Source organism: Lacipirellula parvula, from assembly GCF_009177095.1.
GTDB lineage: Bacteria > Planctomycetota > Planctomycetia > Pirellulales > Lacipirellulaceae > Lacipirellula > Lacipirellula parvula.
In genome coordinates, this window is the sequence record NZ_AP021861.1 from 954,964 (window position 1) to 977,391 (window position 22,428).

Annotated in this window: 17 protein-coding genes; 5 read left to right on the forward strand and 12 right to left on the reverse strand. The window is 60.5% G+C overall.

Annotated elements, in window-relative coordinates; translation table 11 throughout:
- Positions 1-9: 9 nt before the first annotated feature.
- The 3 genes from PLANPX_RS03530 to PLANPX_RS03540 form a co-directional block, all read right to left on the reverse strand.
- On the reverse strand, positions 10-1,299 hold the full coding sequence (locus PLANPX_RS03530) for a glycosyl hydrolase family 18 protein (RefSeq protein ID WP_172991842.1): 1,290 nt from the start codon (positions 1,297-1,299) through the stop codon (positions 10-12).
- A 153-nt stretch (positions 1,300-1,452) separates the two neighbouring features.
- On the reverse strand, positions 1,453-2,154 hold the full coding sequence (locus PLANPX_RS03535; protein ID WP_152097390.1) for a PEP-CTERM sorting domain-containing protein: 702 nt from the start codon (positions 2,152-2,154) through the stop codon (positions 1,453-1,455).
- A gap of 110 nt (positions 2,155-2,264) precedes the next feature.
- Positions 2,265-3,197 (reverse strand): hypothetical protein, encoded by a 933-nt coding sequence (locus PLANPX_RS03540; RefSeq protein WP_152097391.1) that lies wholly within the window; start codon positions 3,195-3,197, stop codon positions 2,265-2,267.
- A 392-nt stretch (positions 3,198-3,589) separates the two neighbouring features.
- Between PLANPX_RS03540 and PLANPX_RS03545 the strand changes: the two genes are divergently transcribed.
- Together PLANPX_RS03545 and PLANPX_RS03550 are read left to right on the forward strand one after the other, a co-directional pair.
- Positions 3,590-3,976 (forward strand): hypothetical protein, encoded by a 387-nt coding sequence (locus tag PLANPX_RS03545; RefSeq protein WP_152097392.1) that lies wholly within the window; start codon positions 3,590-3,592, stop codon positions 3,974-3,976.
- 46 nt (positions 3,977-4,022) lie between these two features.
- Positions 4,023-5,030, forward strand: coding sequence for a DUF1559 domain-containing protein (locus PLANPX_RS03550; protein ID WP_152097393.1), 1,008 nt, complete (start codon positions 4,023-4,025; stop codon positions 5,028-5,030).
- Between the two features lie 170 nt (positions 5,031-5,200).
- Here PLANPX_RS03550 and PLANPX_RS03555 read toward each other — a convergent pair whose 3' ends face one another.
- From PLANPX_RS03555 to PLANPX_RS03590, 8 genes are all read right to left on the reverse strand, one after another.
- Complete coding sequence (locus tag PLANPX_RS03555; protein WP_172991843.1) at positions 5,201-6,532, reverse strand: GDSL-type esterase/lipase family protein; 1,332 nt, start codon at positions 6,530-6,532, stop codon at positions 5,201-5,203.
- A gap of 146 nt (positions 6,533-6,678) precedes the next feature.
- Entirely contained in the window at positions 6,679-8,457 is a 1,779-nt protein-coding gene (locus tag PLANPX_RS03560; RefSeq protein ID WP_152097395.1) for a dockerin type I domain-containing protein, read from the reverse strand.
- A 123-nt stretch (positions 8,458-8,580) separates the two neighbouring features.
- A complete protein-coding gene (locus tag PLANPX_RS03565) occupies positions 8,581-9,621 on the reverse strand; it encodes a hypothetical protein (RefSeq protein ID WP_152097396.1) in 1,041 nt (346 codons plus the stop codon).
- 68 nt (positions 9,622-9,689) lie between these two features.
- On the reverse strand, positions 9,690-12,368 hold the full coding sequence (locus PLANPX_RS03570; protein WP_152097397.1) for an FAD-dependent oxidoreductase: 2,679 nt from the start codon (positions 12,366-12,368) through the stop codon (positions 9,690-9,692).
- A gap of 125 nt (positions 12,369-12,493) precedes the next feature.
- Positions 12,494-12,901, reverse strand: a complete 408-nt coding sequence (locus PLANPX_RS03575; protein WP_152097398.1) for a hypothetical protein — start codon at positions 12,899-12,901, stop codon at positions 12,494-12,496.
- Entirely contained in the window at positions 12,901-13,809 is a 909-nt protein-coding gene (locus tag PLANPX_RS03580; protein ID WP_152097399.1) for a DUF1559 domain-containing protein, read from the reverse strand. Before PLANPX_RS03580 ends, PLANPX_RS03575 begins: the two co-directional genes overlap by 1 nt.
- Positions 13,810-13,822: 13 nt before the next feature.
- A complete protein-coding gene (locus PLANPX_RS03585; protein WP_152097400.1) occupies positions 13,823-15,532 on the reverse strand; it encodes a LamG domain-containing protein in 1,710 nt (569 codons plus the stop codon).
- Positions 15,533-15,542: 10 nt separating this feature from the next.
- Positions 15,543-16,067 carry a sigma-70 family RNA polymerase sigma factor gene (locus PLANPX_RS03590; protein WP_152097401.1) on the reverse strand — a complete coding sequence of 175 codons (525 nt, stop codon included), beginning with the start codon at positions 16,065-16,067 and terminating at the stop codon, positions 15,543-15,545.
- A 547-nt stretch (positions 16,068-16,614) separates the two neighbouring features.
- On the opposite strand from PLANPX_RS03590, the gene PLANPX_RS03595 reads away from it, so the two are divergent.
- Positions 16,615-16,824 carry a hypothetical protein gene (locus PLANPX_RS03595; protein ID WP_152097402.1) on the forward strand — a complete coding sequence of 70 codons (210 nt, stop codon included), beginning with the start codon at positions 16,615-16,617 and terminating at the stop codon, positions 16,822-16,824.
- Positions 16,825-16,860: 36 nt separating this feature from the next.
- Here the strand turns inward: PLANPX_RS03595 and PLANPX_RS03600 are convergent, their stop codons facing one another.
- The gene (locus PLANPX_RS03600) at positions 16,861-18,336 is read right to left on the reverse strand and encodes an alginate export family protein (protein ID WP_172991844.1); all 1,476 of its coding nucleotides are present in this window, start codon (positions 18,334-18,336) and stop codon (positions 16,861-16,863) included.
- A gap of 434 nt (positions 18,337-18,770) precedes the next feature.
- Between PLANPX_RS03600 and PLANPX_RS03605 the strand changes: the two genes are divergently transcribed.
- Positions 18,771-20,147, forward strand: coding sequence for a cation:proton antiporter (locus PLANPX_RS03605; protein ID WP_152097404.1), 1,377 nt, complete (start codon positions 18,771-18,773; stop codon positions 20,145-20,147).
- A gap of 90 nt (positions 20,148-20,237) precedes the next feature.
- A complete protein-coding gene (locus PLANPX_RS03610) occupies positions 20,238-22,421 on the forward strand; it encodes a pyruvate kinase (protein ID WP_152097405.1) in 2,184 nt (727 codons plus the stop codon).
- Positions 22,422-22,428: the final 7 nt, after the last annotated feature.

A 22,428-nucleotide genomic window follows, 5' to 3' on the forward strand; every position in this document is an offset into this window, starting at 1 on the left:
AGGGCCGGTTTACTGGCTGAGCATGTGCCGACGAGCGAGGTAAATCAACAACGAAGGTGCGAGTAGAAGCCCACTCGTCGGTTCGGGAACGGCTGTTGTCGGCGCTGTGGGCGTCGCATGGCGTTGCCAGATGAGAAAGTCGGCGCCGTCGCTTCGCTCGTCGCCGTTGGCGTCGCCTGCCGTTGTGCTGGCGTTGAACGCCCCTTTCCAAATCTCTAGATCAAGCTGCCCGACCGCGCCATCGCCGTCGAAGTCGCCGGGAACTGCGCTGAGGCTTTGGTTTGTCTCGTAAGCCCGCCGCAGCATTGAGTTCGCGCTAGTTGGCGCCAAGTCTTGCGCTAGTTCCCAGATGATGAGGTGCTGCAGGCCCGCTGCATGTGCCGCTTCAACGCGATCCTCAACCATGTCGAGGCTCGGAATCCAGACGTTGGAGCCGTTGTAAACATAATCGCTGCCGTTCGTCGTCGTGCCGCTCGTCGCCAGATCGCGATAGGTCACGGCCACGTCGGCGCTCGAACCGTTGAACCCGCGCCCATAAAACGGCAACCCTGCTCCGAGTTTCGCCGCAGCAACGCCACGGCCCCAGGTTCCGAACACCCAAGGCCGTTGATTGGGCGAACCCGGCGCGTCTGTCCACGCTTTCACCGAAGCGTCGACATACTCTTGCAGCGAGTGCTGTCCCAAATTTTGATCGGCCGGATCGCCGGCCCACCAACTAAGGTCGTAGGTCATCAGCGAGACGCCGTCGATGGCGTTGGCGCCGGTAAGCGTGCTCGCGGGAATCATTACTGTCGGGTCGACCGTGGCGTAGACGCGACGGTTGGCGCCAAGCTCTTGCTTGGTACGCGTCAGCATCGCAGGAAACTGCGTGTTGCGTTGGACGCCCGCCGAGGGGTGTTCCCAGTCTAGGTCGACTGCCGAAGCGCCAGTCTGGTTCAGCAGCGCGTTGAGATTGATTGCGAACTGATCGCGGAGCGTCGAACTCGCCGCGACTGGCCCGAACCCGTCCGAGGTCCCTGCCCCGCCGATCGTGATCCCCAGGCGCGGCCGCTGCGCCGCTGGCAGCGCATCGATTGCCGACTTGATCGATTGCAGGTTGCTGAGATCGGCCGCCGTCGTCGTGAGCGTGCCGTTGCCGTTGACAGTGATTCCGAAGTAACGGATCTCGTCGAGCATCGCCAACTGCCCGGGAAGCGTGTTGGCGATGTAATTGGCGTTGATGCGATAGTTCGGCAGATAGCCGATTAAGTCGAGAGCGACGGCATCGTGCGCGTGAAACGTGCAAGCGACGACTGCCATTAGGATGCAGCATGCTCGCAACGGCCGACGTAGTTGATGATGGACCATGCTTCGATGATACCCCGCGAGTCGGCGGAAACGCAAAAAAAGCGTGGCGTGGTTCGACCGGGCGAACCACGCCACGCGGTAGTACTCATGGGATTCGCGGAACTGCTAGCTCTTGCGACGCATGGCGAGGAGCGCTACGCCGCCGAGCGACAACATCGCAACGCTCGCCGGCTCGGGAACGAGATTGGTGCGAATATTATCGATGTAGAACGTCAACGGTGCGTCGTTCGATTTGCTGACGAAAATCTGGAAGCCGGTCGGGATCTGCACGTTCGGCCCATCGCCGACTTGGCCGAAGATCTGGTTGAAGGATTGGCCAGTCGAGAAGTCGACTTGGTTCGTCGCCGAAGCGAGGTCGATTTGCACGGTGTAGGTGCCGGCCGCTTTGCCGCCGAGGCTTTCATAATCTGCGAACTGGGCCTGCAGCCCGAATAGTTGCGAGGGGAGATGATCTGGCTGCGAGGCGCCAAAGATCGTGACGCCGATATCGGCGAAAGCGCCAGCGTATGCCGTGGGGAGCGTGACGTCGAAGTAGATCGTCGTGACGCCGGGAGGATCGTTGATCGGCGCTGCAACCGTTCCTGACAACGCGCCAACGAATGTCGCCCCGCCGACGACGGCAACCTTCAACGAGCCTGTTCCATTGGTGGCGCCAATCGTATCGCCGGTCACCGTAACGCCGCCGCCGTTCGGGCCGAAGCCGTCAGTACTCCCCTCGAAAGAGTAAGCCAGCGCTGCATGCGCTGCGTTGCCGTTGCAAGCCATCGCCGTTGCGGCAAGTAGACCAAAGAATGTGCTTCTCATCATTAGTTCTCTCCAAGTTGATTAACGCGATACGAATCAACGATCAGGGAACGCCTACTTTGTTTCAATGCTACGACTCTCTGCAGGCTGGGCGTCGAAGCCCGCAGCGTCGGTTAGTGCTTGCAAGTGACGCGGCGGCGGATTGCAACGAGCATCGCAGCCGCGGCGCCGCCGAGCGAAAGCGTCGTCGGCTCGGGAACGGCGCCAAGCGGGCCGGCCGTCGGCGTAAACTGTCGCTGCCAAATCAGGAAGTCGGCGCCATCGCTGCGCAGGTCGCCGTTGGCGTCGCCTGCTACTGTGCTGCCGTAGGCGCCTTTCCAAATTCCAAGGTCGAGCGCATTGACGAATCCGTCGTCGTTAAAGTCAGCGTCGACAGGCGGCGGCAACATGCCGACGCGAATGTTGTCGATGTATCCCGTCCATGCCGCCGTCGAGGATTTGTTGATGTAGATCTGGAATCCCGTCGGGATGACGTCGTTGATCCCAGTACCCAAACCGCCGAAGATTTGGTTAAACGTCTGATTAGTATCGAACGTCAACGGGTGAACGGCGTGCAACAGCGGCATCGTGATCGTATGGGTGCCAGGCGCTAACCCGCCGAGCGAGACTTGGTCTGCCTGAAATTGTACGCCCAGTCCTTCAAGCTGGCCGCCCGGGAGGTCGGGTTGGCTTGAACCGAAGAACGTGATCCCTGCATCGACGAAGTTGCCGAGCTCCGTCGGAAACTGCTGCGTAATCGTCAGGTCGAAGACGATCGCGTCCATTCCTGGCGGATCGCCGACCTCTGGCTTCAAATTGCCTGTGAGCGCGCCGACAAACGTCGCCCCTTGCACGATCTGCATCCGCAGCGAACCTGTTCCTACGGTGGCGCCAATCGTGTCGCGAGCGATCGTCACGCCGCCCCCGTTAGGACCGAAGCCTTCGGCGTCCTCTTCGAAAGAATAGGCGAGCGTCAACTCAGCGAATGCGCGACTTGGACTCACGAGCGCGAGCATCGTCGCCAGCAGGCAAAACGAAACAAAGCAAGGCACAGGCTGCACACGCATAGATGCTCCTCATGCTCATTCGTCGGGCGGGAGTTTTCGGCGACTGCGGGCACGAAGCGGCGTCGCAAAAACCGGGGCTCAGTATAGCGGCGTTGCTAGAGAATCAAGAAAAAAATGGCAAAGTAGCTCCGCAAACGATCTCGCTAATTCAAGTAACTTGTTTCTCGTTGTTGAGTGATATGGTACGCCGCTGCGGGCTCGCGATGACTTGCTGGCGCTGATTGCGTTGAATCAACGTTCGCGTCGACGAACTCGCGCCAGATTTTATTGACAGAACGCCGCAATCGCAGTCTTATTGCACTCAGCGCACGTCCGTCGCAAGCGGACGAGCGCGGCCGAGTTACCAAAAAAGGGATCGAGAAGTGTGGAAATGCGCATTCGCGGCATTGGTCTTGGCAATCGGATGCGGTCCGAAGACTGACCGGCTCCCGCTCAGCGGAACGATCACGCTCGACGGCGCTCCGCTCGACAAGGGAAAGATTGAGTTCGCTTCGATCGGTGATGCACCGCTGCAATCGACGGGAGCCGTCATTCGCGCCGGCTCGTACGAGATCCCAGCAGAGAAAGGCTTGCTCCCAGGGACTTTCCACGTCGAGATCAGCTCGCCAGATACCGAAGCCAAGCCGGTCAAAGTTAGTGGATATCCCGGTGGGCCGACGATCTCCGTGGCGCCCGACCGAATTCCCCCTGAATTCAATGTGGATAGCGAGAAGCGAGTCGACGTGACGCGGGAAGGCGACAATGTCTTCGACTTCGACGTCACAAGTGCAAAGAAATAGCGAATAGTTTCAGCTAGGCGGCAAGCGTCCCAACGAGAGGCATCGCATGTCCGTTAGAAGTCGAAGCGGTTTTACGCTGGTCGAACTGCTAGTGGTGATCGCCATCATTGGCGTCTTGGTGTCGTTGCTGCTGCCGGCCGTGCAGGCGGCGCGCGAATCTTCGCGGCGCAGTCAGTGCATCAACGGCCTGCGGCAGCTCGGTATCGGCATGCAGAATTACCATGACTCCAAGAAGCAGCTTCCAGCCGGCAACTTCAGCTGCTGCTGGGGGACGTGGCAGATGCTGATCCTTCCTTACATCGAACAGCAGCAGCTCGGTGCGCTCTACACGTTTCTGCCGAAGAGCGCGACGTCGCCGGGAGACTACAGCTATTCATACTATGCGAGCGCGCCCACGGCTAACCCGCCAATCAACAACTTACAGGTTGTGCAAACTCGCATCGCCATGCTGACGTGTCCCAGCGACGAACCTCAGATCGATGCTCAAAAGGTCACGTTCCACAACTACGTCGTAAACTACGGGAACACGAACCACATCGGATGGGACCATCGTCTCCCCACTTCGCCGGCTTACGTTCGGTACGAGAAGGGGCCATTCGTCGGCGACGACTGGAATGCCCACCCGAAGATCGAGCGGAATTTTAAAGAGATTACGGACGGCTTGAGCAACACGATGCTCGCTTCGGAGACAGTGCAAGGCCAAGACGTCGTCGATCCTGTTAATCCAGTCGCAAACGCACGCGATCTGCGTGGCTTGACCTGGTGGGGATGGTCTGCCGGCTTTGAAACTCGCAACGGCCCCAATACATCCTCCGCGGATACGATGCAGCAGAAAGAGTACTGCTCAAGCGCTCCGCCCAACCCCCCCTGCGATTCGCCCTCCTCAGCGGCCAGCTACCACTGGGCCGCTGCCCGCAGCCGCCATCCCGGCGGCGTCAACGCGGCGATGTGCGACGCTTCAGTGCAATTCGTCACCGACGGCGTCGACCTAGCGGCCTGGCGCGCCGCGAGCACGATGCAAGCCGAAGAGGCTTACGGCAGTCTGGGGCCGTAGGCAGCCACGGAGAGGACTCTAAGTCCGAACGGCGTCAATTCAAAGAGACTGCTGACGGATTGAGCAAAGTCTCGCTCACGTCGGGGGTAACTTGAGGTCGCGATGGCGACTACTGCGGGCGGAGTTGGCGGGATTGAGAACTGCTTTTGAAGCCTACGACTTGCCCGGCTCTACCGAGACGCTGATTGGCGGGCGAGGGCGAGCAGGAAGACGAGCGTTTGGATAAGGCCGCTTGGCTCAGGTACTGAATGCAGCCGGCCGCTCGTACCGAGAAGCGTTGCCTGGTAAGCACTCCGCCAAGCGTTCAGATCGCTGGCGTCGACGACCCCGTCGCCATTGTCGTCAGCTTTGCTTAGCGGCTGCACCGTTGCGCCGTACGACCGCTGCCACTCCAAGAAGTCGGCGCCGTCGACGACGCCGTCATCGTTGAAGTCGCCGCGTTTGGCGAGCGTCGCCGCCGCGTCGTCGAAGACGACGGCGCCCTGCCGGAGAATGCCGTCATCGGCGAGGTAACTAAGTTGCAAGTCCAGCGATCTACTCGCATTCCACACGACGCCGAGGCTCGTCTTGGCATGCGGCGCAAGCTTCATGACGCTCAGCGGATTCAGTTCGCTGAGATCGTACGAAGTCGGGTTGGCCTCGTGCCAAGCACTGTTGCCGCGATCGCTGAAGCTTTCCCAACTTGTGTCGAGCGCTCCACTGTCCGAGTGAATTGTGAAGCTGACAAGCTGGAGCGTTTCGTTGGAATGATTTTGCAGTACGCCGCGACCGGTGGCGAGATCGACGACGAGCGTGAGTCCCGTGTCGGCGTTCAGATTCCAACGGATCGCCGGCGTCACCAGTTGCTGGTAGCCTGCGAAGTCAGGATGCGTTCCGTCGGCCACGTACTTCTGGAAATCCGCCGGTGCTTTCTGCTGCAGTTTCATCCACACAGCGTTGTGGTCGATGAGCGTTAGGCCGCGATCAGCGGCGACTTCTCGATAGCCCTGATAATACTGCGCAAGTTGCGGGCGTTTCGTCGCGGAGCCGTTGCCGTTGGGGGCGTTCCACGAGGGATTCATCGTTTGCAGGATCACTTGCGCGTTTGGGTTCTGCGACATAATCGCATCGATCATTGCATTGAGGTTCGCCTTCGACTCCGCCTGAGTAATGTCGTAGTCGACCTCGCTCGGCTCGTACGCCGTGAATGCGTCGTTCATCGCAAACTCAATGAAGACGGCGTCGGGGTTCTTCGCGAGGACTGTCGAGTTGAGCGCTGCGACGCCGGTGGCCGACGCTTTGCCGCTTTGGCCTGCGTTGATCCAAGTGAGTTGACCGGGATAGGCAGCATTCAGCGAAGCGGAGAGTTGCGAAACCCATGCGCCGCCGGCAGTGAGACTGGTCCCGTAGACGACGACTGTTTGATGTTGTCCCGCTTCCAGTCGGTCGATGAGCGGCGAACTCAGCGCAACGTTCAGGCATGAACTGCCGAATGCGATCGCGATGAGCGCAAGTTGCAGCACAATGCGGCGCTCTCTGCGACGGCATCGAATTGGAATCAGCATTTAACGGTAAGCAAAAGAGGAACTCGGAGGCCTCAGCGACTGGGGCGATTAGCCTCCAATGATTGCTCGAAGTGGCGAAAGGCTCGTGACGAAACACTTGTTGGTCAGCGAGAGGCTCGCCGACGGCGCATGGCGACGCCGGCGAGCGCTCCCACGGCCAGCGCCCCCGTGGCCGGTTCGGGCACCGAGGCGGCCGCGACGGCGGCGCCTGGATTGGTTCCGAATTGCGTTTTCCAAATCGTCAGATCCGCGGCGTTGACGGCGCCGTCTCCGTTAGCGTCGCCCGTCGATTTATTTGGTTGGCCCGTCAGACCAAAGCCTCGCTGCCACGTGAGAAAGTCGGTCCCGTCGACGATGCCGTTGCCGTTGAAGTCGGCGTTGTTCGCCGGAACGATCACCGCTTTATCGCCGAAGGAAACGACGCCGTCGTGCAAGACGCCATCGGCGGTTTGATAGCTGAAAGTCAGATCGCGCTGATTTCCTGCCGTTTGCCAGAGGGCGCCAAGCGAAAATTCGGCGCCAACGGCCAGCGGCGTCGCGGCGCCTGTGTTCAACTCCGACACGTGAGTCGCGGTTGGATTTGCTTTGAACCAGTTGGCGACCGGCAGCCCCTGCATACCCGCGAACGTCGATTTCAAGGAGCCGGCTTCCGAAGAGATCGTATAGCCGATCATGTCGAGGTTCTGCATCGACTGGTTTTGGATCAACGCGGAGCCGGTGCTCGGATTGACGACGAGCGTCAGATTATTGGCGCGACCCACCGGCTCAATCACCGCGTTGATAAGTTGGCCTGTCGGCGATTGATATTGGAACGAGACGTCGGCGGTGTTCACTGGATTCGTGCCGAAAGGAACGCTGGGGTTCGCGTTGATCGGCGTTCCCAGGTCGCGGCTTTGCCCCGAGTTGAGCGCGAGCGAGCTCAGCGGGTTGAGTTCCGACAGTTGCGTGCCCGTGGGATTCGCTTCGAACCAACCGGCGACGCCGCCGTCCTCAAGCGAGTTCCACCGACCATTGGCTCCGCTGACGCCGTTGGCGACTGAGGTCAGCGTGTAGCTGATCATCGGAATGCTCACGGCGTGGCCGCTGGGATTCACCAGTTTGGTCGCGCCTGTGAAGCGATCGACCTGCAGGACGAGCCGCTGCTCGACGTTCACTGTGAGGGTGTTCCCGCTTTTCGACGCGGTAAAGACCTGGCCGGCATTTCCGCGGAGCGCCGGATCGACGGAGATCGCGTCGAAAGAGCCGGTTACCGGAGCGCCCTGCATGATTGTCCACGAGTTGCCGGCGGCGGCGACAAAGCTACTGCCGGGACTGCGCTCGATGCGCAGCGTCCCGTCGATGGCGACGGAGGTCGACGCCGTGATGTGATTGGCGAACGTCCCGGCGCCTGACAGTTGCGTGACGAGCGTCGAAGCGGCGTTCTGCGTGTAACGCTCGATCGAGACCACGCCCATGTTGTCGCGGAGCGTCAGCGTTCCGTAACCCGCGCCGCCGTTGGCTAGCGTGCCCGAGCCGGCTGAGCCTGTTTGGATGTTGATGGTTCCGCCATTGCGAATCGCCAGCGCGCCGGTGAAACCCGCGAGTTCGCCGATGCGCAGGTCGGCCGGCGAGACCGCGATGGCGCTATCGATGACCGCGATGCCGCCGTTAGAGATCGAGCCGTACTCGCCAAACGTCCGATCAGGCTGCAGGCTTGCCGCGGGCGGCCCGGGATTGAGCCAATTGACGGCTTCGCCGGCGCCGAGGTCGCCTTGCTTGTAGTTCGCTTCGACGCCGACGGGCCCGACCCAGTCGTACCGCGTCTGCGCGAGGGCATCGCGGTTAGCGCTCGCTAATGTTACGGCGAGCGCCGCAACAAACGAAATTCGAGGGAGAAGTTTCATTGTCTTGAGAGGCTCCGAGTTGACGCCGTGAGACCCGAACGGCCGGCGACAGCTTGAGTGGATAAGTGAAGCTTGCGTGGAGAGAGACGAGTTGCTCGGCTCGCGAAGTCGCATCGAGCGTCGCTAGCGACGGCGAACCAGGCCGATGCCGTAAGCCATCAAACCGAGCGAGCCGGCGATTGCTGCGCTGCTCGGTTCCGGAATCGACAGCGACAAGCCTTCGAGGCTGCCGCCGGCGGTGACGAACGCCGTTCGCCAGAGGAAGAAGTCGGCATGGTCGACCTTGCCGTCGTAGTTAGCATCGCCCTGAGCAAGCGCCGTCCCGGTGAGAAAGTTCGACTTCAACACATTGAAGTCGTCGATCGTCACCGAACCAGAGTTGTTGAAGTCGGCGTTTGGCGCGAGGAAGGGCGCCACGTCGGCGAATGTGTCGCCGATGCGAATATCGTCGAACGAGTAATCGATGGCGTTCTGGCCGGCGAAACGAATCTTATTGAAGTTCGTCATCGTGATATTGCGGCCAGCGCTTGCCGCGGCGGGCAGGCCCTGCCCTGCCGTTGGATTGACGTAGAGGTAGACCGCGCTCGTGCCGGTTCCACCGAGGTTGGGGTCGGCCACGTTCCAGACGATGCGTGCGACCAAGAAATGAACGGCGTTGGGCGTGATCGCAACGGCAGACTCCGACGCCGTCGATCCGCCAAGATCCAGAACGCGCCAGACGGGAGTTGCGCTGTTGACGCTGCTCGCGAAGCTCACTTCGCCGTCGGCCGTTGCCGTGCCGTTGGTGTTGTAAAACGACACGCCCGCAAACAGGTTCGATGCGGTCGTTCCGTTGCGACGACCGAGAAAGCTGACCCACGTTTCAGTTTCGCCGTCGCCGTAGGTGTTGCTCAGCGTGCGGAAGCTGATTGTGGTGGCCGCGCCGCCGTCAGCGGTCCGCACGGAGCCTGGCGTGGTGGGCAGGCCGCCGTAGCTGAGGCCTGCCGTTTCGATCACCGTGCTGTTGCCGGTATCGGTGTACGCGCCAGCCCAACCGACGCCGCTGTTCTTGCCGGTGAGGTCGCCCGTCGTGTAGTTGAATGGATCGTTGGCAGTGAGCGCCGCTTGAGCGAGGCTAGCGCCCGCCAACGTAATCGCGAGGGCTCCACAGAAAAGATGACGCATGGAGTGGCTCCTTGGAGAAATGACGAGAATGTTTCGAGAAGGTTGATTGAGTGAATTGAAGAAAGAGATCAACGAGCGACTGTGGTTGCCGGTCGAGAATGCTCGCTGCAGCCGACGATCTCTCGCGTTGCCGGCTGCCCGCTGCGCGTCGTTGACCAGAGGTGCGAGAGCAGCGGAGCGAACACCAGCAGTTCCGCGGCCAATGAAGGCTCGGGAACGGTCACGCCGTTCAGCGCCGCCAAGCTGCCGCCGCCGGCTAGATAAGCGCTTCGCCAGAAAAAGAAGTCGCGGTGATCGACTCGGCCGTCGGAGTTGGCGTCGCCGCTGACTCCGAGCGAGACGTTATTCAAAAAGTTCGCGCGAATCAGATGGAAGTCGTCAAGGTCGACCAGCCCGTCGCGATTGACGTCGGCGGAAAGCGGCCCCGCAAGCTTGACGATCTCCAGCGTGTTGACGAAGCCCCGCATCTCGCCGGCTGTGAGCCCTTCGACGACAATGACGAGGTCTTGGTTGGCGCCGATCTTGATCGTCTCGGCGACGACGCTTTCACGATGGCGCCATGCAACGTCGATGCCGTGCGAAAGCAGGATAGGAGTTACGTCACCGTAAGCAGTTGCCCCCGAATCAGCGTCGACCGCGAGCGCGTAGACGTTGTACTGCTCCAGCAACTGCGCGTTTGTATTTTTAGCAGTAACAAACGCGTCGTAGATTCCCTCCGTGAGACCGCTGACGCGGACGCCGAGATCGACTCGGCTATCCTTACCGTCGTTGACGAACATCGCACTGCTGGCATTGCCCGCGTAGAGACCCGTATTGAACGAAGTTCCTTTTAAGATCGTGCCAAAGCCCCCCGCGTTCCAATCAATCGACTGCGCATCGGGTGCGCTCTTGCCGAGGTTGACAGCGACGGCAGTTTGCTCGCCGCGGGAATTGACGATGCCGCCGGCAACGTCTCCGCTGATGAGATTCCAATTTTCGCCTGGAATACCGCCGAGCGCATGCCCTGGACTATTGGCATTGTTGGCGACGACAGCGCCAAAGTTGAGCGAAATACCCGCGTCGGGCGATTTGTAGGCGGCGCCGAGAATCTGCTCTTCGCGAATCATGCGCGAGCGGAGCAGCGCGTAGGGAACGTCCCGCGCAGCGACCGCGTGGTCGCCGAGCAGGACCGCGGCGGCCCCGGCCGATTGGCCAAGCGTCATAAACACGGGCTCCATGCGAATCGAACCATAGGCAATGTGCGTGGCGCTCAACGCAACCGGCACGATCAAGTTGTCGGCCTCGCCCTGCTTCGCGACCATGGCGCGGTAACTGATCGGGTACGGCCCCTTGGCGGGAGAGACCTGGACGTCGCCTTCGTTCATCACGAAGCCGTCGGGACCAACGATCCGCTGAACATGATGGGAGTCCATGTTGTAGCCTCCCATGCCCACCGAATCAGAATAGATGCCATCCTCTTGGTCGACGTGCGTTTGGTCGATCGTCAGTTCACCGACCAAGCGACGCGCTTCGCGCACGTAGAGCTGGCTCGGCCAGTTGTTGTTGTCGGTGAACTCGTCGGCAGGCAGGCCCCACATCGCCCAGTTGTTGCGAATATTCGCCGGCACGCGCGGGCTGTTTTGCAGCGACCAAATCAGGCCGAGCTGGAAGTCGCGATGGGCGGCATTCATTGCTTCGCGCGTGGCATAGTCGGCTTCAGCGTAGTTGACGTTGCGCGCCAGATCGTAGTTGCCGCCGATGAAGTCAGTCGAGAAGCCGCCCGTATTGTTCGAGTCGGTTTTGTTGTTGGGCATCGCATCGAGTTTGAAGAAACCGCCGGTTTGGCCCGCCTCGATGGCGCGGAACAGCAACTCGTAGTTCGCTGCGTCGTAGTTGGCCGGTTTGGCGATCGCCACGCGATTCTCCGGCTTGTTGGTCAGCACCATTCGGTAGTTGTAGGTTTGCAGACGATTGTCGGCAGACCCGTCGACGCCGCCGGCATTGGGATTCACTCCCGGCAGTAGGCCGCTCGCCGGATCGCCTTTGACGATGTAGGGATCAATCCCGGCCGGAAGCTGGTTCTTCGTGGAGCGCGCGACCTGAACGCCATTAAGCGTTTCGCCAAATTTGGCGTTTGCCTCGCGCCCGATCTCGTAGGAAACTCCGGCCGCGGCGAAGAGGTCGCCTTCGTACGTGGCGTCGATGAACGCCTTACCAGAGTACACCGCGCCGCCTTCGGTGCGGATGGAGGCAATGCGGCCATTGGCCATCGTTACGCCACCCGAAGAGCGATCGAGGCGGCCAGCGGCGACGGGGACGTTTGCCTCCGCGACCATCTCCTCGAAAACCTGCTTTGCTACTTTTGGCTCGAACGTGAACATCATCTGACGGGCGTTGTCCGGATCGAGCGACGAGCGGTTGATGTAGGTTTGTCGCGATTCGGTCGTCCAAGCGTCGGCTTCGAGATAGTGTTCGTAGATGCGTTGGTAAAACTCGCGACTTAGTCCGCCGATCGTGTCGCGATCGCCGATGTCGGTCCACCCGAGACCGTTGGATGTCATGCCGCCCAGGTGATGGTCGGGGGAGACGATGACGACCGACTTTCCCATGCGCGCGACTTCAATCGCGGCAGTGACGGCGGCGCTCGTACCGCCGTAGACGACGACGTCGTATTCTTGCGGAGCCTGGGCAGGCGACTGCTCGGCAAGGCAAGCAAGCGTCAGCGCGAGCGCTGCGAGCAGGTAATATTGAAGTGCGATGCGAGGCATGTTGAGTCGTTCTGGCGTGTTGAGGCGGAGAGTCAGGGGCGGGCAGAATCGGCAAAGCGGCGGAGTCAGTGCGCAGCGGGGGCGCCATTTCGCCCCGTTCGAGCGAAAAACAGGGGCTTTCCTGCTCAGTCAGTGAGCTTGAAGACGAACGGCTCGTTGCCGTCCGGTTTCACGTCGGCGGTGAGTCCGCTCGATTCGAAGGTTCCATAACGTTCCGGAATGAGCGACTTGCCGAGCGCGAGTTCGGCATCGCCGCCTGTGGGAGTGGCTCGGCTGGCGATGCGAACTTTGTTGAGTCCGATCCGGGCGCCTGCCTCGCGGCCGGGCGTCTCAAGCTTGAACGCGCCGGCGACGACGTCGGCGCGAGCCGGCGGGCCGTTCGGAGGTTGAAACATGATGACGCCGGTTCCTAACGGCTGCTCCTTATAGAAGACCTGGCCCTCAACGGGGACGAACTCAGCTGGTTTCGAACAGCCCGTCGCGATCACTGCGACGATGCAAAGCGCGAGATGCGTGGAGTGACTCCTGTTCATCACAGCGTTCCCCCCAGCGTTTCGCCTTCGTTGATTGTGCAAGCCGCTTTGTAAGCGTCGACGTCGACGTCGTCGATAATGAACCGCACGCTAGCGTCGGCGAGCCCGAAATGCGTGCCCCCGGGATGAAAGCTACCAAAGGGGAGATGATTGTAGGGAACAACGTCGGCAGCGCGGTCGATTGGCGTATTCGGCGCGTACTCGGCGACTTTCATCGCGTAGGTGGGACGCTCATCAGCGCTGCCAACTGCCGGCGACCCGCCAATCCAGGTCCGAATATTGCCGGGGAGATCGTGATAAAGTCCCGGCATCCGATCGGTATGAATGAACTCGCCGATCGCCAGCGAGTTCGACGTACCGTCGGTAAAGTCTTTGAACTTCCGCGGAGTAGCGCCCCACATAAAGGCGCCATTCAGCGGCAAGTCGCCGTAGCCAGGCGAAGTCAGCCTCTCTTGTCGAGCTCGCGGTATATCAGTGCGGAAGGCGCCGCCCACCGCCTGGTAGGTGGTGATCGCCCCGTTGCGGGTCGCATCTTGGTACTGCGGCGACTCGGTGTAGTTTGGACAAAGGTACGCGTCGATCACTGTGATCCGCATCGGCGACGAGTCGGGCGACGCTTTCAGATCGATCTGGCTGAAGACTTGCTGCTGCTCAATGTATGGCAACAGATAAGTGAACACGCCGTGTTTCCCCTGCCCCGGACTCCCCGGCGGCAACTCGTCGTCTTTGGCAGCCGCGTAGTTTTGCACGGCGAGCGCTTGTTGTCGCAGTTTATTGCCGCACGTCGATCGCCGCGCCGCTTCCCGTGCCGACTGCACCGCAGGCAGCAACAGTGCGACAAGCACGCCGATGATGGCGATGACGACCAGCAGTTCGACCAAGGTGAACGCTCGACGGGAGACGCTCATAGGTGCCTCTTCCTTATTCCTGTGATTTCAGCGGCGCAGCGGGGGCCGAGCGCATCATGGCGACGTGGCGACGGATTTCCTCCGCCGACAGGGCGCGGGCGTAGATTGCTAATTCGTCGATGTGACCAACGAACGGCCGCACAGTTCCGAACGAAAAGAGCTGGCCGATGACCAATTGCAGCCCTCGGGGCAAACGGGTGGCATCGACCGCCGAGGCGACAAGCTCGCCGTTGAGATACACATTGAGTTGATCGCCGCGCTTCACCGCGGCAACATGCTGCCACGATTGGGCGCGATAGAATGCGCTCGAAAAGCACGACGTGCCCCCCCGTTCTTCGCTGGGCGGGCTGCGATGAAGGAATCGCAACGACTTGGCCGACCCCTCTGGCGGCGCATTGGCGCCTTGGAGTTCGACGATCAGGGCGTGCCGATCGATCTCGCCCTCTTCGTCATGGTCTCGCTCCAGCAGCGCGGCGAGCGTTCCCCATTGATAGTGGCTCGGCTTGACCCACATCTCGATCGTGTAGTCGCCGTCGAGTTCGTCGAATGGCTGGGGCGAAGTCAGGCATGCCGCGTCGTCGCGCAGCACAAATTCGGCGACGCCGCCGCCGTCCCGCGGGGTGATCCGCACCCCGTCCCCCTTCACTTCCAGGGCGTGTCGCGGCCCCATTTCATTCTTCACGACTTCGGCGTCGGCCTCTTCGAACCGATAGTACGCCGCCGGATCGTTGGCGACGATCATCGCAGCGTACTCCGGGGCGACGGTGATTTGGTCCGAAGCCATTAGTAAATCGAAATCGAACGCCGTTGAATTGGCCTGCAGCGAAGTGAACACGATCTCCGAGCGAGCGCCGCGTCGCGCCCGCAGCCCGTATTTAGCCGCGATCACGTGTTTCTCGGTCGAGCGCAGAGGCGTCAATTCCGCTTGGCCTTCGAACGCATAGACGAACACGTCGTCGCCGTGCCCGTCGACGCCCACATACGAATCAGGAGCGATCGTCGTCGTCGCGAGCGGCAGCTCCAGTGTGAACGGCCTGTTTCCCTGATTCGTGACGATCAATCGCCCATACTTCATGTGAGCGATCCCTGCATCGTCGATTGCTAGTAAGGCCGGGCCTTTCAGCCGAATGCTCACGGCGTTACTGAATTCAACTTCTGCGACGCCTTCGAATAGTGCAACGCTGCGGCCCGCGTGAATCGCGTCGCCCGTATTGATGGCATGCCCGCCCTGCGAGTCGATGAGGTAGCTGGTGTTACTTACCAATCGGGCGACGGCCTGAGTCGCGGGACGCGATGGTTCAAGCTTCTCAGCAACGAAGACGTCGTCGATCCGTTGAAAGCCGAGGCGGAAGACGAGCAAGAGCGTCGCCGCTACTCCGAGCGAGAAGGCGGCGACAGATCCCCAAGAGTGCCGCCACAGCGACCAATGCGAGGGGACTTTTCCCGCGCGTCGAGCGCGGTTGGCGTGATGGGGGGCTGGAGCAACCGCCGCCGGTTGGTTTGCCGACGGGCCCGCAACCGCATTGAATGCCGGCATCGACTCGCGGACTTCCCACTCCAGATCCGACATCTGCGTGACCGCGTCGACGACGCACTGTCGCGCGAATGAGTCGTCTCGAACCAACGCATCGAGACGCGCGCACTGCTCATCGCTCGCTTCGCCGGCGGACATGGCGACGAGAATACGGCAGATTTCGCGGCGGAGTCGCACGTTGTCGTTCAAAGAGATTTCCTCAAGAAACTTTCCGCTGGACGCAGATCAGCAGCAGATCGTGAATGCGCGCTAAGGCGCGATAAACGGAGGCGAGCGAACGGCCAATCTGCTGGGCGATTTCCGGCGGCTTCCGATCGCCGAAATAGCGTTGGTCGATCAGAGTTCGATCGGCGGCCGGCAACTTGTCGAGACATTCCAACAGGGCGTCGATGCGAGCTGCTGCGTTGTCGTCGCGACTCTGGAACTCGGCCGAGAGGGCCTCAAGCGATTCGTCGGAGAATATTTTGGCGCGGGCCTTCGCATCGCGGAGCTTGCGGACCTCGAACATTGCGATTTGGCAGGCCCACGCGAAGAAATTGGTGCCCGGCAGGAACTCGTCGAATTTGTTCCACAGCACCAGGCTGACGTTTTGATACACCTCGTTCGCGTCATTGACGTTCGGCGCCAAGGTGCGGATGTAGCCGTAAACTCTCCGCGAGTTCTTAGAAAACTCGACGATGAATTCGTTGTAGCGCGGCGCCGGTGCCGCTGCGAATTGGTCCATCGTTGGCGTTCCTGAGGAAGTCTGAACGCCGCAAGTCCGCCGTCACGAACGGTTGTCAGCAACGACAATCGTTCGCAGATTAGGCGGCGTCGCGGATCGGAAGTACTAAAATAAGATGAAAACGAGAGGGGGCGATTGCCTGCTGAAACGAACTCGCTGTTCGCTTAAAGTTGGGTTGCCCTAACTTGCCGAGGAGAGTCGAACCTGCGGATGGCAGCCAAGCTGGTCGTCCCCGCTAGTCTCTTCCCATGCATACCCGCCGGTCAGCCGCATTTTCGCAGAAATTCACAATAATTTTGTGGAATGCTCGCCAATGCGCTGGAGTGGTCGCTTAGATGGTGAGATTCTTGGCGGCCTGTGAAGACGGCTGGTCGCCTAATTGCATACCGCCAGAGAGCGAGCACAGCAGGTCTCGTGCTCGCTCGATGCAAGCATGGACGGCCGCAAAAGCGATATGTTGCGATCGGATGTTGGCGTGTTCGCCAAAATTGCTATGCTTAAAGCGTGCAATGGAGCCTGCAACACTCGACCATAAGGAAATCGTCGAATGTCTATCGAACAAGAGATTCGTCAGTATTTGGCCAAGCGATTCCAGTGCGACCCTGTCGTCGACGTGCAAATTTACGGCGACGTCGTGGATGTACGCGGAACGATGCCCAACACCCACGCTCACGGCCAGTTTTGCGTCGGCAGCTTGGATGACATCGAGAACGCGATGCGTCGTGAATCGGCGACAGAAGTTGCCGTAGAAGCTTAAGTTGAAGTCGCGCCTGAGGCGGCAGCAGAAGCTCGCCTAAAAGTTCAACTCCCACTGGACGTACGTAAAATCGGCGTCGTGCGGAGCGGTAATCTTATTACCGCGCCAGAAGTGCGAGTAGCCGAATAGAATGTTCGAGCGCGGGCCGAACGTGTACTTCGCGATCAAGTCGAGTTCTTCGCCCAGGTCGGCGCTGGTGAGATTCTGCGTTTCGGTTGCGGTGATGGCCGGGACGATGTCGCCCCGTTCCGCCGCCCGGAAGTAGTACATCCACGCCAGGAATTCCCAGTTCGTATCTTTGGGCTTCGCCGTCAACTGGATATTCGGCGAGAAGATATTCGACCGCTGCACCGCGTCGATAAAGCCTAAGTAACGATGGCTCCACGGGAATAGCTGGTTGTACCGCGTCCAGTCGTCGCCGCCGTCGTTGCCCGAGGCGTAGTCCAGATAGCCCCAAATCTGCGGCTGCAAATCGTTGTCCGCATACTTGCGGCCGAGGCCGACCGTTGCGTAGCCGGCTTTCTGGTTCTTGCCGAGCCCGCTCTGCCGGCCAAGCTGGACGCCCGCTTCCGTTTCGAACATCCAGCCCTCTTCCAGCGTCCGGAACAACCGCGAGCCGAACGTGTGAAGCGAGAAGTCACTCGTGATTGCGCCAGGATGGCGATTGTCGTAGCCAAGGTAGTAGAGATCGAGCGTATTGTTGGGCGACTCGGTGTAGACGGCGTACGTGCCGTAAAAGGGTTGCTGCCAATCAGCCTTATCGAGATCGTTGGCGAGCACCGGCACGAACGAGGTGTAAAACGTGTCGACTGACCAAGGGCCGTCCTCGTACAGCAGCATCGCGCCTTCGAAGGTCCGCCGGCTATTTTGCCAGTCGGTGATCGACACCAAACGCTCGGCGCCGTACACGAGTTCTTGCCGCCCCACCCGCGCCGTCCAGACGCCGTCGTCCCACGAGTGGTCGACGAACAGGTTCAAAAAGTCGCCGAAGTTGTTTTCGAAAACGCGCGGGTTGTAGGTTCCGTTGTCGCGATTGATCGAGGCGTAGTGGAATTCGCAGTACGCCCGGGTTTGTTTCGTCGCCTGCCAGTTCGTGTAGAGGCGGGTACGATTTAGAAACAAATCGAACGACGTATCTTGGAACCGCGTTTGGCCAGGTGGAGCCACCGCGTTGCCCATGCCGACTTCGTGTTTGTATTGCAGACGTTCCTGACCGCCGATGTCGAGCGTTCCCCAATCGCGGTAAATGCCCAGCGGCATCAACTTCAGTTGGTCGCCCAAGCAGTGGCCGTGGTAGTCGGGATCTTCGAGGTAACTGAAGTCGTTTAAGTAAAACAGCTTCTTGTGCGATTCGGCGCACGGGTTTTTTGGCTTGGGCTTCGGGTAGTCGCCCGACTCGTTCGGATCTCCGTAGCCTTCGTCGCTAATGGCGGCGTCTTCGCTTTGGGCGTCGTCATCGCCTTCGGCTTCTTCGGCGTCGCCCGGCTGCAGCATGGCCACTGGCGTCGCCATTCCGGGGGCGAACGTTTCGCCGGAGAGTGCCCATTCGGGCAGCCCCTCCTCGCCCCGCCCTGTTGGCGCGCCCGTGACGGAGTATGGCTGCCCGATCTCGTTTGACGGCTCGAACCCGTGCGATTTGCTAGAAGCGACCGCCAGAACCCCGGATAACAGGATAATTCCTTCCAAAACTACCCATTTGGTCACTGGCATCGACATTGCTAACACATCCTTAGCCTGAGCTTAACGTTTCTCCGCCAGCGTCTTCAGCACGGCGGCAGTCGCTCCGCTAGCTCAGGTGACAAATGCCGTAAAAGCAGTGTCGTCGCCCGCTCGTTCTGGATTTGAGGCTTCTCTCCATCGCCCGCAAAGTCAACCGGCAAAACAACATACGAACGACGCCAGCCAGCAGATTTGGGCGTTCCCCCCAGCAAATTTCCACGCCAACCATGACTGAACAAGAACTCGGCACGCTGATCCTCACCTTTGGGGTCTTCCTCTGTTTTGTCCATGTGCTGGGCTACCTCTTCGAACGCCTCCGCCAGCCGCGGCTGGTGGGCGAGATCGTCGCCGGCATTCTGTTGGGGCCATTTGTTCTCAAGAAGCTGGCGCCGCAAGTCTCCGACTTTCTCTTCGCGAATCCTGCGCTGGGCGAAGATCGCACTAAGGTAATCCTTGGCTTTATCTACTGGCTCGGCATCTTGCTGCTGATGTTCATTTCCGGCAGCCAAGTGAAGCGTTTGCTCTCGAAAGAGAATCGCCGCGAGACCGCCTGGATTCTCGGCATCGGCACGCCGTTGCCGTTCCTGCTCGTGATGGGCCTCGGCCTCGCCGGCATCATCCCGGTTGGCCCGCTGGTCGGTGTCCAGGGCGTAGCAATCTCGGCGCTGTTGGTGCTTGCGAGCGCGGTCGCGGTCACGTCGATCCCGGTCATCTCGCGGATCTTCAATGACTTGGGAATTCTTCACACGCGTTTCGCGAGCTTGATCCTGGGCTCGGCTGTGCTTGAAGACATCGCCCTCTGGGGCGTGCTGGCCGTCGCCACGGCGCTCACGCGGCAAACTTCCCTCGCCGAGCAAAACATCGTCGGCTCAACGGCTCAGCATTTAGTCATCACCTTCGCCTTCATGGGCGCGGCGATCTTGCTCATGCCGCACATGTTGCGAGTATTGGGAAATGCTCGCTGGAACATTCTGCTGCGTGCGTCGCGGCTCGCGTACGCCATTATCATTCTCTTCGCTTACGTCGGCTTGGCCGCGTATCTGGGAGTAAACCTGGTCTTCGCCGCGTTCCTCGCCGGCTTCGGGTTGGCGGGCGGAATCGCCGGCGGCGAGCGCGAGCATTACGCCGATGCGCTCGAATCGATCAGTAAATTCTCCTACGGCATCTTCATCCCGGTCTATTTCGCGTTGGTTGGCTACCGCCTAGTGTTCGGCCGCGACTTCTCGCCGACGATGCTCGTTGCGTTCTTGCTAGGCAGTTCGCTCCTGTCGCTTATTTCGGTCGGGCTCGCTGCGAGACTCGCGGGCTTCCGCCGCCTCGACATCCTCAACCTCGCCATCACCACCAACGCCCGCGGCGGCCCGGGAATTGTATTAGCCAGCGTGGCCTTCGACGCCGGCATCATCAGCGCTGCGTTCTACACGACGCTCGTGCTGACGGCGATCATTACTTCGCAGATGGCCGGGCTGTGGCTCCGCTACGTGTTGAGCCGTGGCTGGCCGCTGCTATCGACCGATAACGACGAAGCGCCTGAGCCGCTGTTACCCCCGCTGCCGTCGGGCCAACGCCTCGCTGGAGCCAATGCGAGCGCTTCGGTTTCTTGAAACGCCTCCGAGCTTTCTCTGTCATGAGAGAGTCGCTCGCGCCAGTTAAGCCCTTAAACAGTCGTCCGTCCGCCCCATCTGAGTAGTTCAATGCCAGCTCGTCGCATCGTCAGCGTCCTCTGCACCCTCGGGCCGTCGTCGCTCAATCGCGGCACGATCGAACGCCTGCAGTCGCGCGGCGTGGATTTATTTCGCATCAATCTTTCGCACACGCCGCTTGAGCGCGTTGCGGAAACGATTCGCACGATTCAATCGTTTTCGAATGTGCCGGTTTGCTTGGACACCGAAGGCGCCCAGGTTCGCACCGGAACGATGGCCGCCGATGCGGAGGTTCACGACCGGCAGCATGTCGTGCTCACGGCCGAGACTATCGCTGGCAACGCCAGCCGGTTCACGCTCACGCCGCCACGCGTGTTTGAGAACCTCAAGCCCAACACGCTGATCGGCGTCGACTTCGACGGCGTCGTGCTGCTCGTCCTGCAGGCGAATGCGAACGGAGTCGATACGGTGGTGTTGAATGGCGGCCGCATCGGTTCGAATAAGGCCGTAACGGTCGACCCGGCGCCCGTGTTGCCGCCGCTCTCAGCGAAGGACGTTCAAGCCGTGAAAATCGGTTTGGAGTACGGCGTCCGGCACTTTGCCTTGTCGTTCGCCAACTCCGCAGACGATGTCAAGCAACTGCGTGAGTTGGTGGGCCCCGACTCGACGATCATCTCGAAGATCGAAAGCAAACGCGGTGTGCGAAACATCGACGCCATCTTGACGGAAACGGACGAGATTCTCATCGATCGCGGCGATTTGTCACGCGAAGTGCCGCTTGAGAATCTTCCCTTCCTGCAGAAAGCAATCATCCGCAAGGCGAACATCGCCAAGGTGCCGGTGAACGTCGCGACCAATTTGCTAGAGTCGATGATCGTCAATCGTAAGCCGACGCGCGCGGAACTGAACGACATCGTCAACACGATGCTCGACGGCGCGAACGGCTTGGTGCTCGCTGCGGAAACGGCGATCGGCAGCCATCCGGTTCGCACCGTCGACATCGTCCTCGGACTGATTGAGCGTTACCGCCGTTCATTGGAAGGGTTTCGAATTGCCGATCTGTTGGACGGCGGTTCGGTGCTGCTCCCGTCGCCGCACGGCGAGCCTTCGACGCCCTCGCCCGTGGCGTTGTCGCAGGATAGCGCGGCTCGCCGTCATTCGTCGCGATATCCGTCAATCGAGATCGATCTTGAAACGGCGATGGACGTCGAGCAAATCGCCCATGGCGTCTATTCGCCGTTGCGCGGCTTCATGACGCGCGACGAACTCGAAAGCGTGTTGAACCGCCATCGGCTTCCCGATGGTCAGGTTTGGACGATGCCGATCGTCTTGCAGGGAAAGTCGCAAGAGTTCGCCGCCTTCCAGCCCGGGCAGTCGATCCGATTAATCGACCAGCGAACGGGCGAGTCGACGGCCATCCTCCATCTCGAAGACAAGTACGAAATCGAGTTGGAGAACGTCGCGAAGCGGTGGTTCGGTACCGCGGATCGCGCCCACCCTGGCGTCGCCAGGTTCATGAGCAAAGGCGTGACGCTGCTGGGGGGCCCGATCGAGTATTTGGGGCCCGCGAGCGTCGCCCGCTCGCCTTACCAACTCACGCCGCAACAGACGCGGATGGTGTTCGATATCAAGGGCTGGACGAAGATCGTCGCGTTCCACACGCGCAACGTGCCGCACCGCGGGCATGAGCATGTGATTGCCAATGCGTGCGAGCGGGCCAGCGCCGATGGGATTTTTATCCACCCAGTCATCGGGCCAAAGAAAGCGGGCGATTTCACCCAGCAAGCGGTGATGGGAGCTTACGAGCGCCTGATCTCCGCCCGCGTGCCGAATGCGTTGCTGGCGGCATTTAGCACCTACTCGCGCTACTGCGGCCCGCGCGAAGCCGTCTTTACCGCGCTCTGTCGCAAGAACTTCGGCTGCACGCACTTTGTGCTGGGACGCGATCACACCGGCGTCGGTGGATTCTACACGGCCAATCAGAATCGCGACTTGTTCGAGGAACTCGGTGACATTGGCATCACGCCGGTGTTTTTCGATTCGGTCCATTTCTCCGACGAAGCAGACGATACGATCGAATCGGCCACCCTCGGCGACGGCAGAGCCATTTCCGGAACAGCGGTCAGGGACCTTTTGGTGCAGGGGCAAGCCGTTCCCGATTGGTGTATGCGATCTGACATCTCCAACTGGCTGCTTGAGATGCAGGGAAGCGGTCAGCCGTTGTTTATTGACTAGCATTAAG

Coding starts and splice junctions, on each gene's coding strand:
- PLANPX_RS03530 (WP_172991842.1), bottom strand. CDS start 1,299: ATGGCAGTCGTCGCTTGCACGTTTCACGCGCACGATGCCGTCGCTCTC.
- PLANPX_RS03535 (WP_152097390.1), bottom strand. CDS start 2,154: ATGATGAGAAGCACATTCTTTGGTCTACTTGCCGCAACGGCGATGGCT.
- PLANPX_RS03540 (WP_152097391.1), bottom strand. CDS start 3,197: ATGCGTGTGCAGCCTGTGCCTTGCTTTGTTTCGTTTTGCCTGCTGGCG.
- PLANPX_RS03550 (WP_152097393.1), top strand. CDS start 4,023: ATGTCCGTTAGAAGTCGAAGCGGTTTTACGCTGGTCGAACTGCTAGTG.
- PLANPX_RS03560 (WP_152097395.1), bottom strand. CDS start 8,457: ATGAAACTTCTCCCTCGAATTTCGTTTGTTGCGGCGCTCGCCGTAACA.
- PLANPX_RS03565 (WP_152097396.1), bottom strand. CDS start 9,621: ATGCGTCATCTTTTCTGTGGAGCCCTCGCGATTACGTTGGCGGGCGCT.
- PLANPX_RS03570 (WP_152097397.1), bottom strand. CDS start 12,368: ATGCCTCGCATCGCACTTCAATATTACCTGCTCGCAGCGCTCGCGCTG.
- PLANPX_RS03575 (WP_152097398.1), bottom strand. CDS start 12,901: ATGAACAGGAGTCACTCCACGCATCTCGCGCTTTGCATCGTCGCAGTG.
- PLANPX_RS03580 (WP_152097399.1), bottom strand. CDS start 13,809: ATGAGCGTCTCCCGTCGAGCGTTCACCTTGGTCGAACTGCTGGTCGTC.
- PLANPX_RS03590 (WP_152097401.1), bottom strand. CDS start 16,067: ATGGACCAATTCGCAGCGGCACCGGCGCCGCGCTACAACGAATTCATC.
- PLANPX_RS03595 (WP_152097402.1), top strand. CDS start 16,615: ATGTCTATCGAACAAGAGATTCGTCAGTATTTGGCCAAGCGATTCCAG.
- PLANPX_RS03600 (WP_172991844.1), bottom strand. CDS start 18,336: ATGGCGACGCCAGTGGCCATGCTGCAGCCGGGCGACGCCGAAGAAGCC.
- PLANPX_RS03605 (WP_152097404.1), top strand. CDS start 18,771: ATGACTGAACAAGAACTCGGCACGCTGATCCTCACCTTTGGGGTCTTC.
- PLANPX_RS03610 (WP_152097405.1), top strand. CDS start 20,238: ATGCCAGCTCGTCGCATCGTCAGCGTCCTCTGCACCCTCGGGCCGTCG.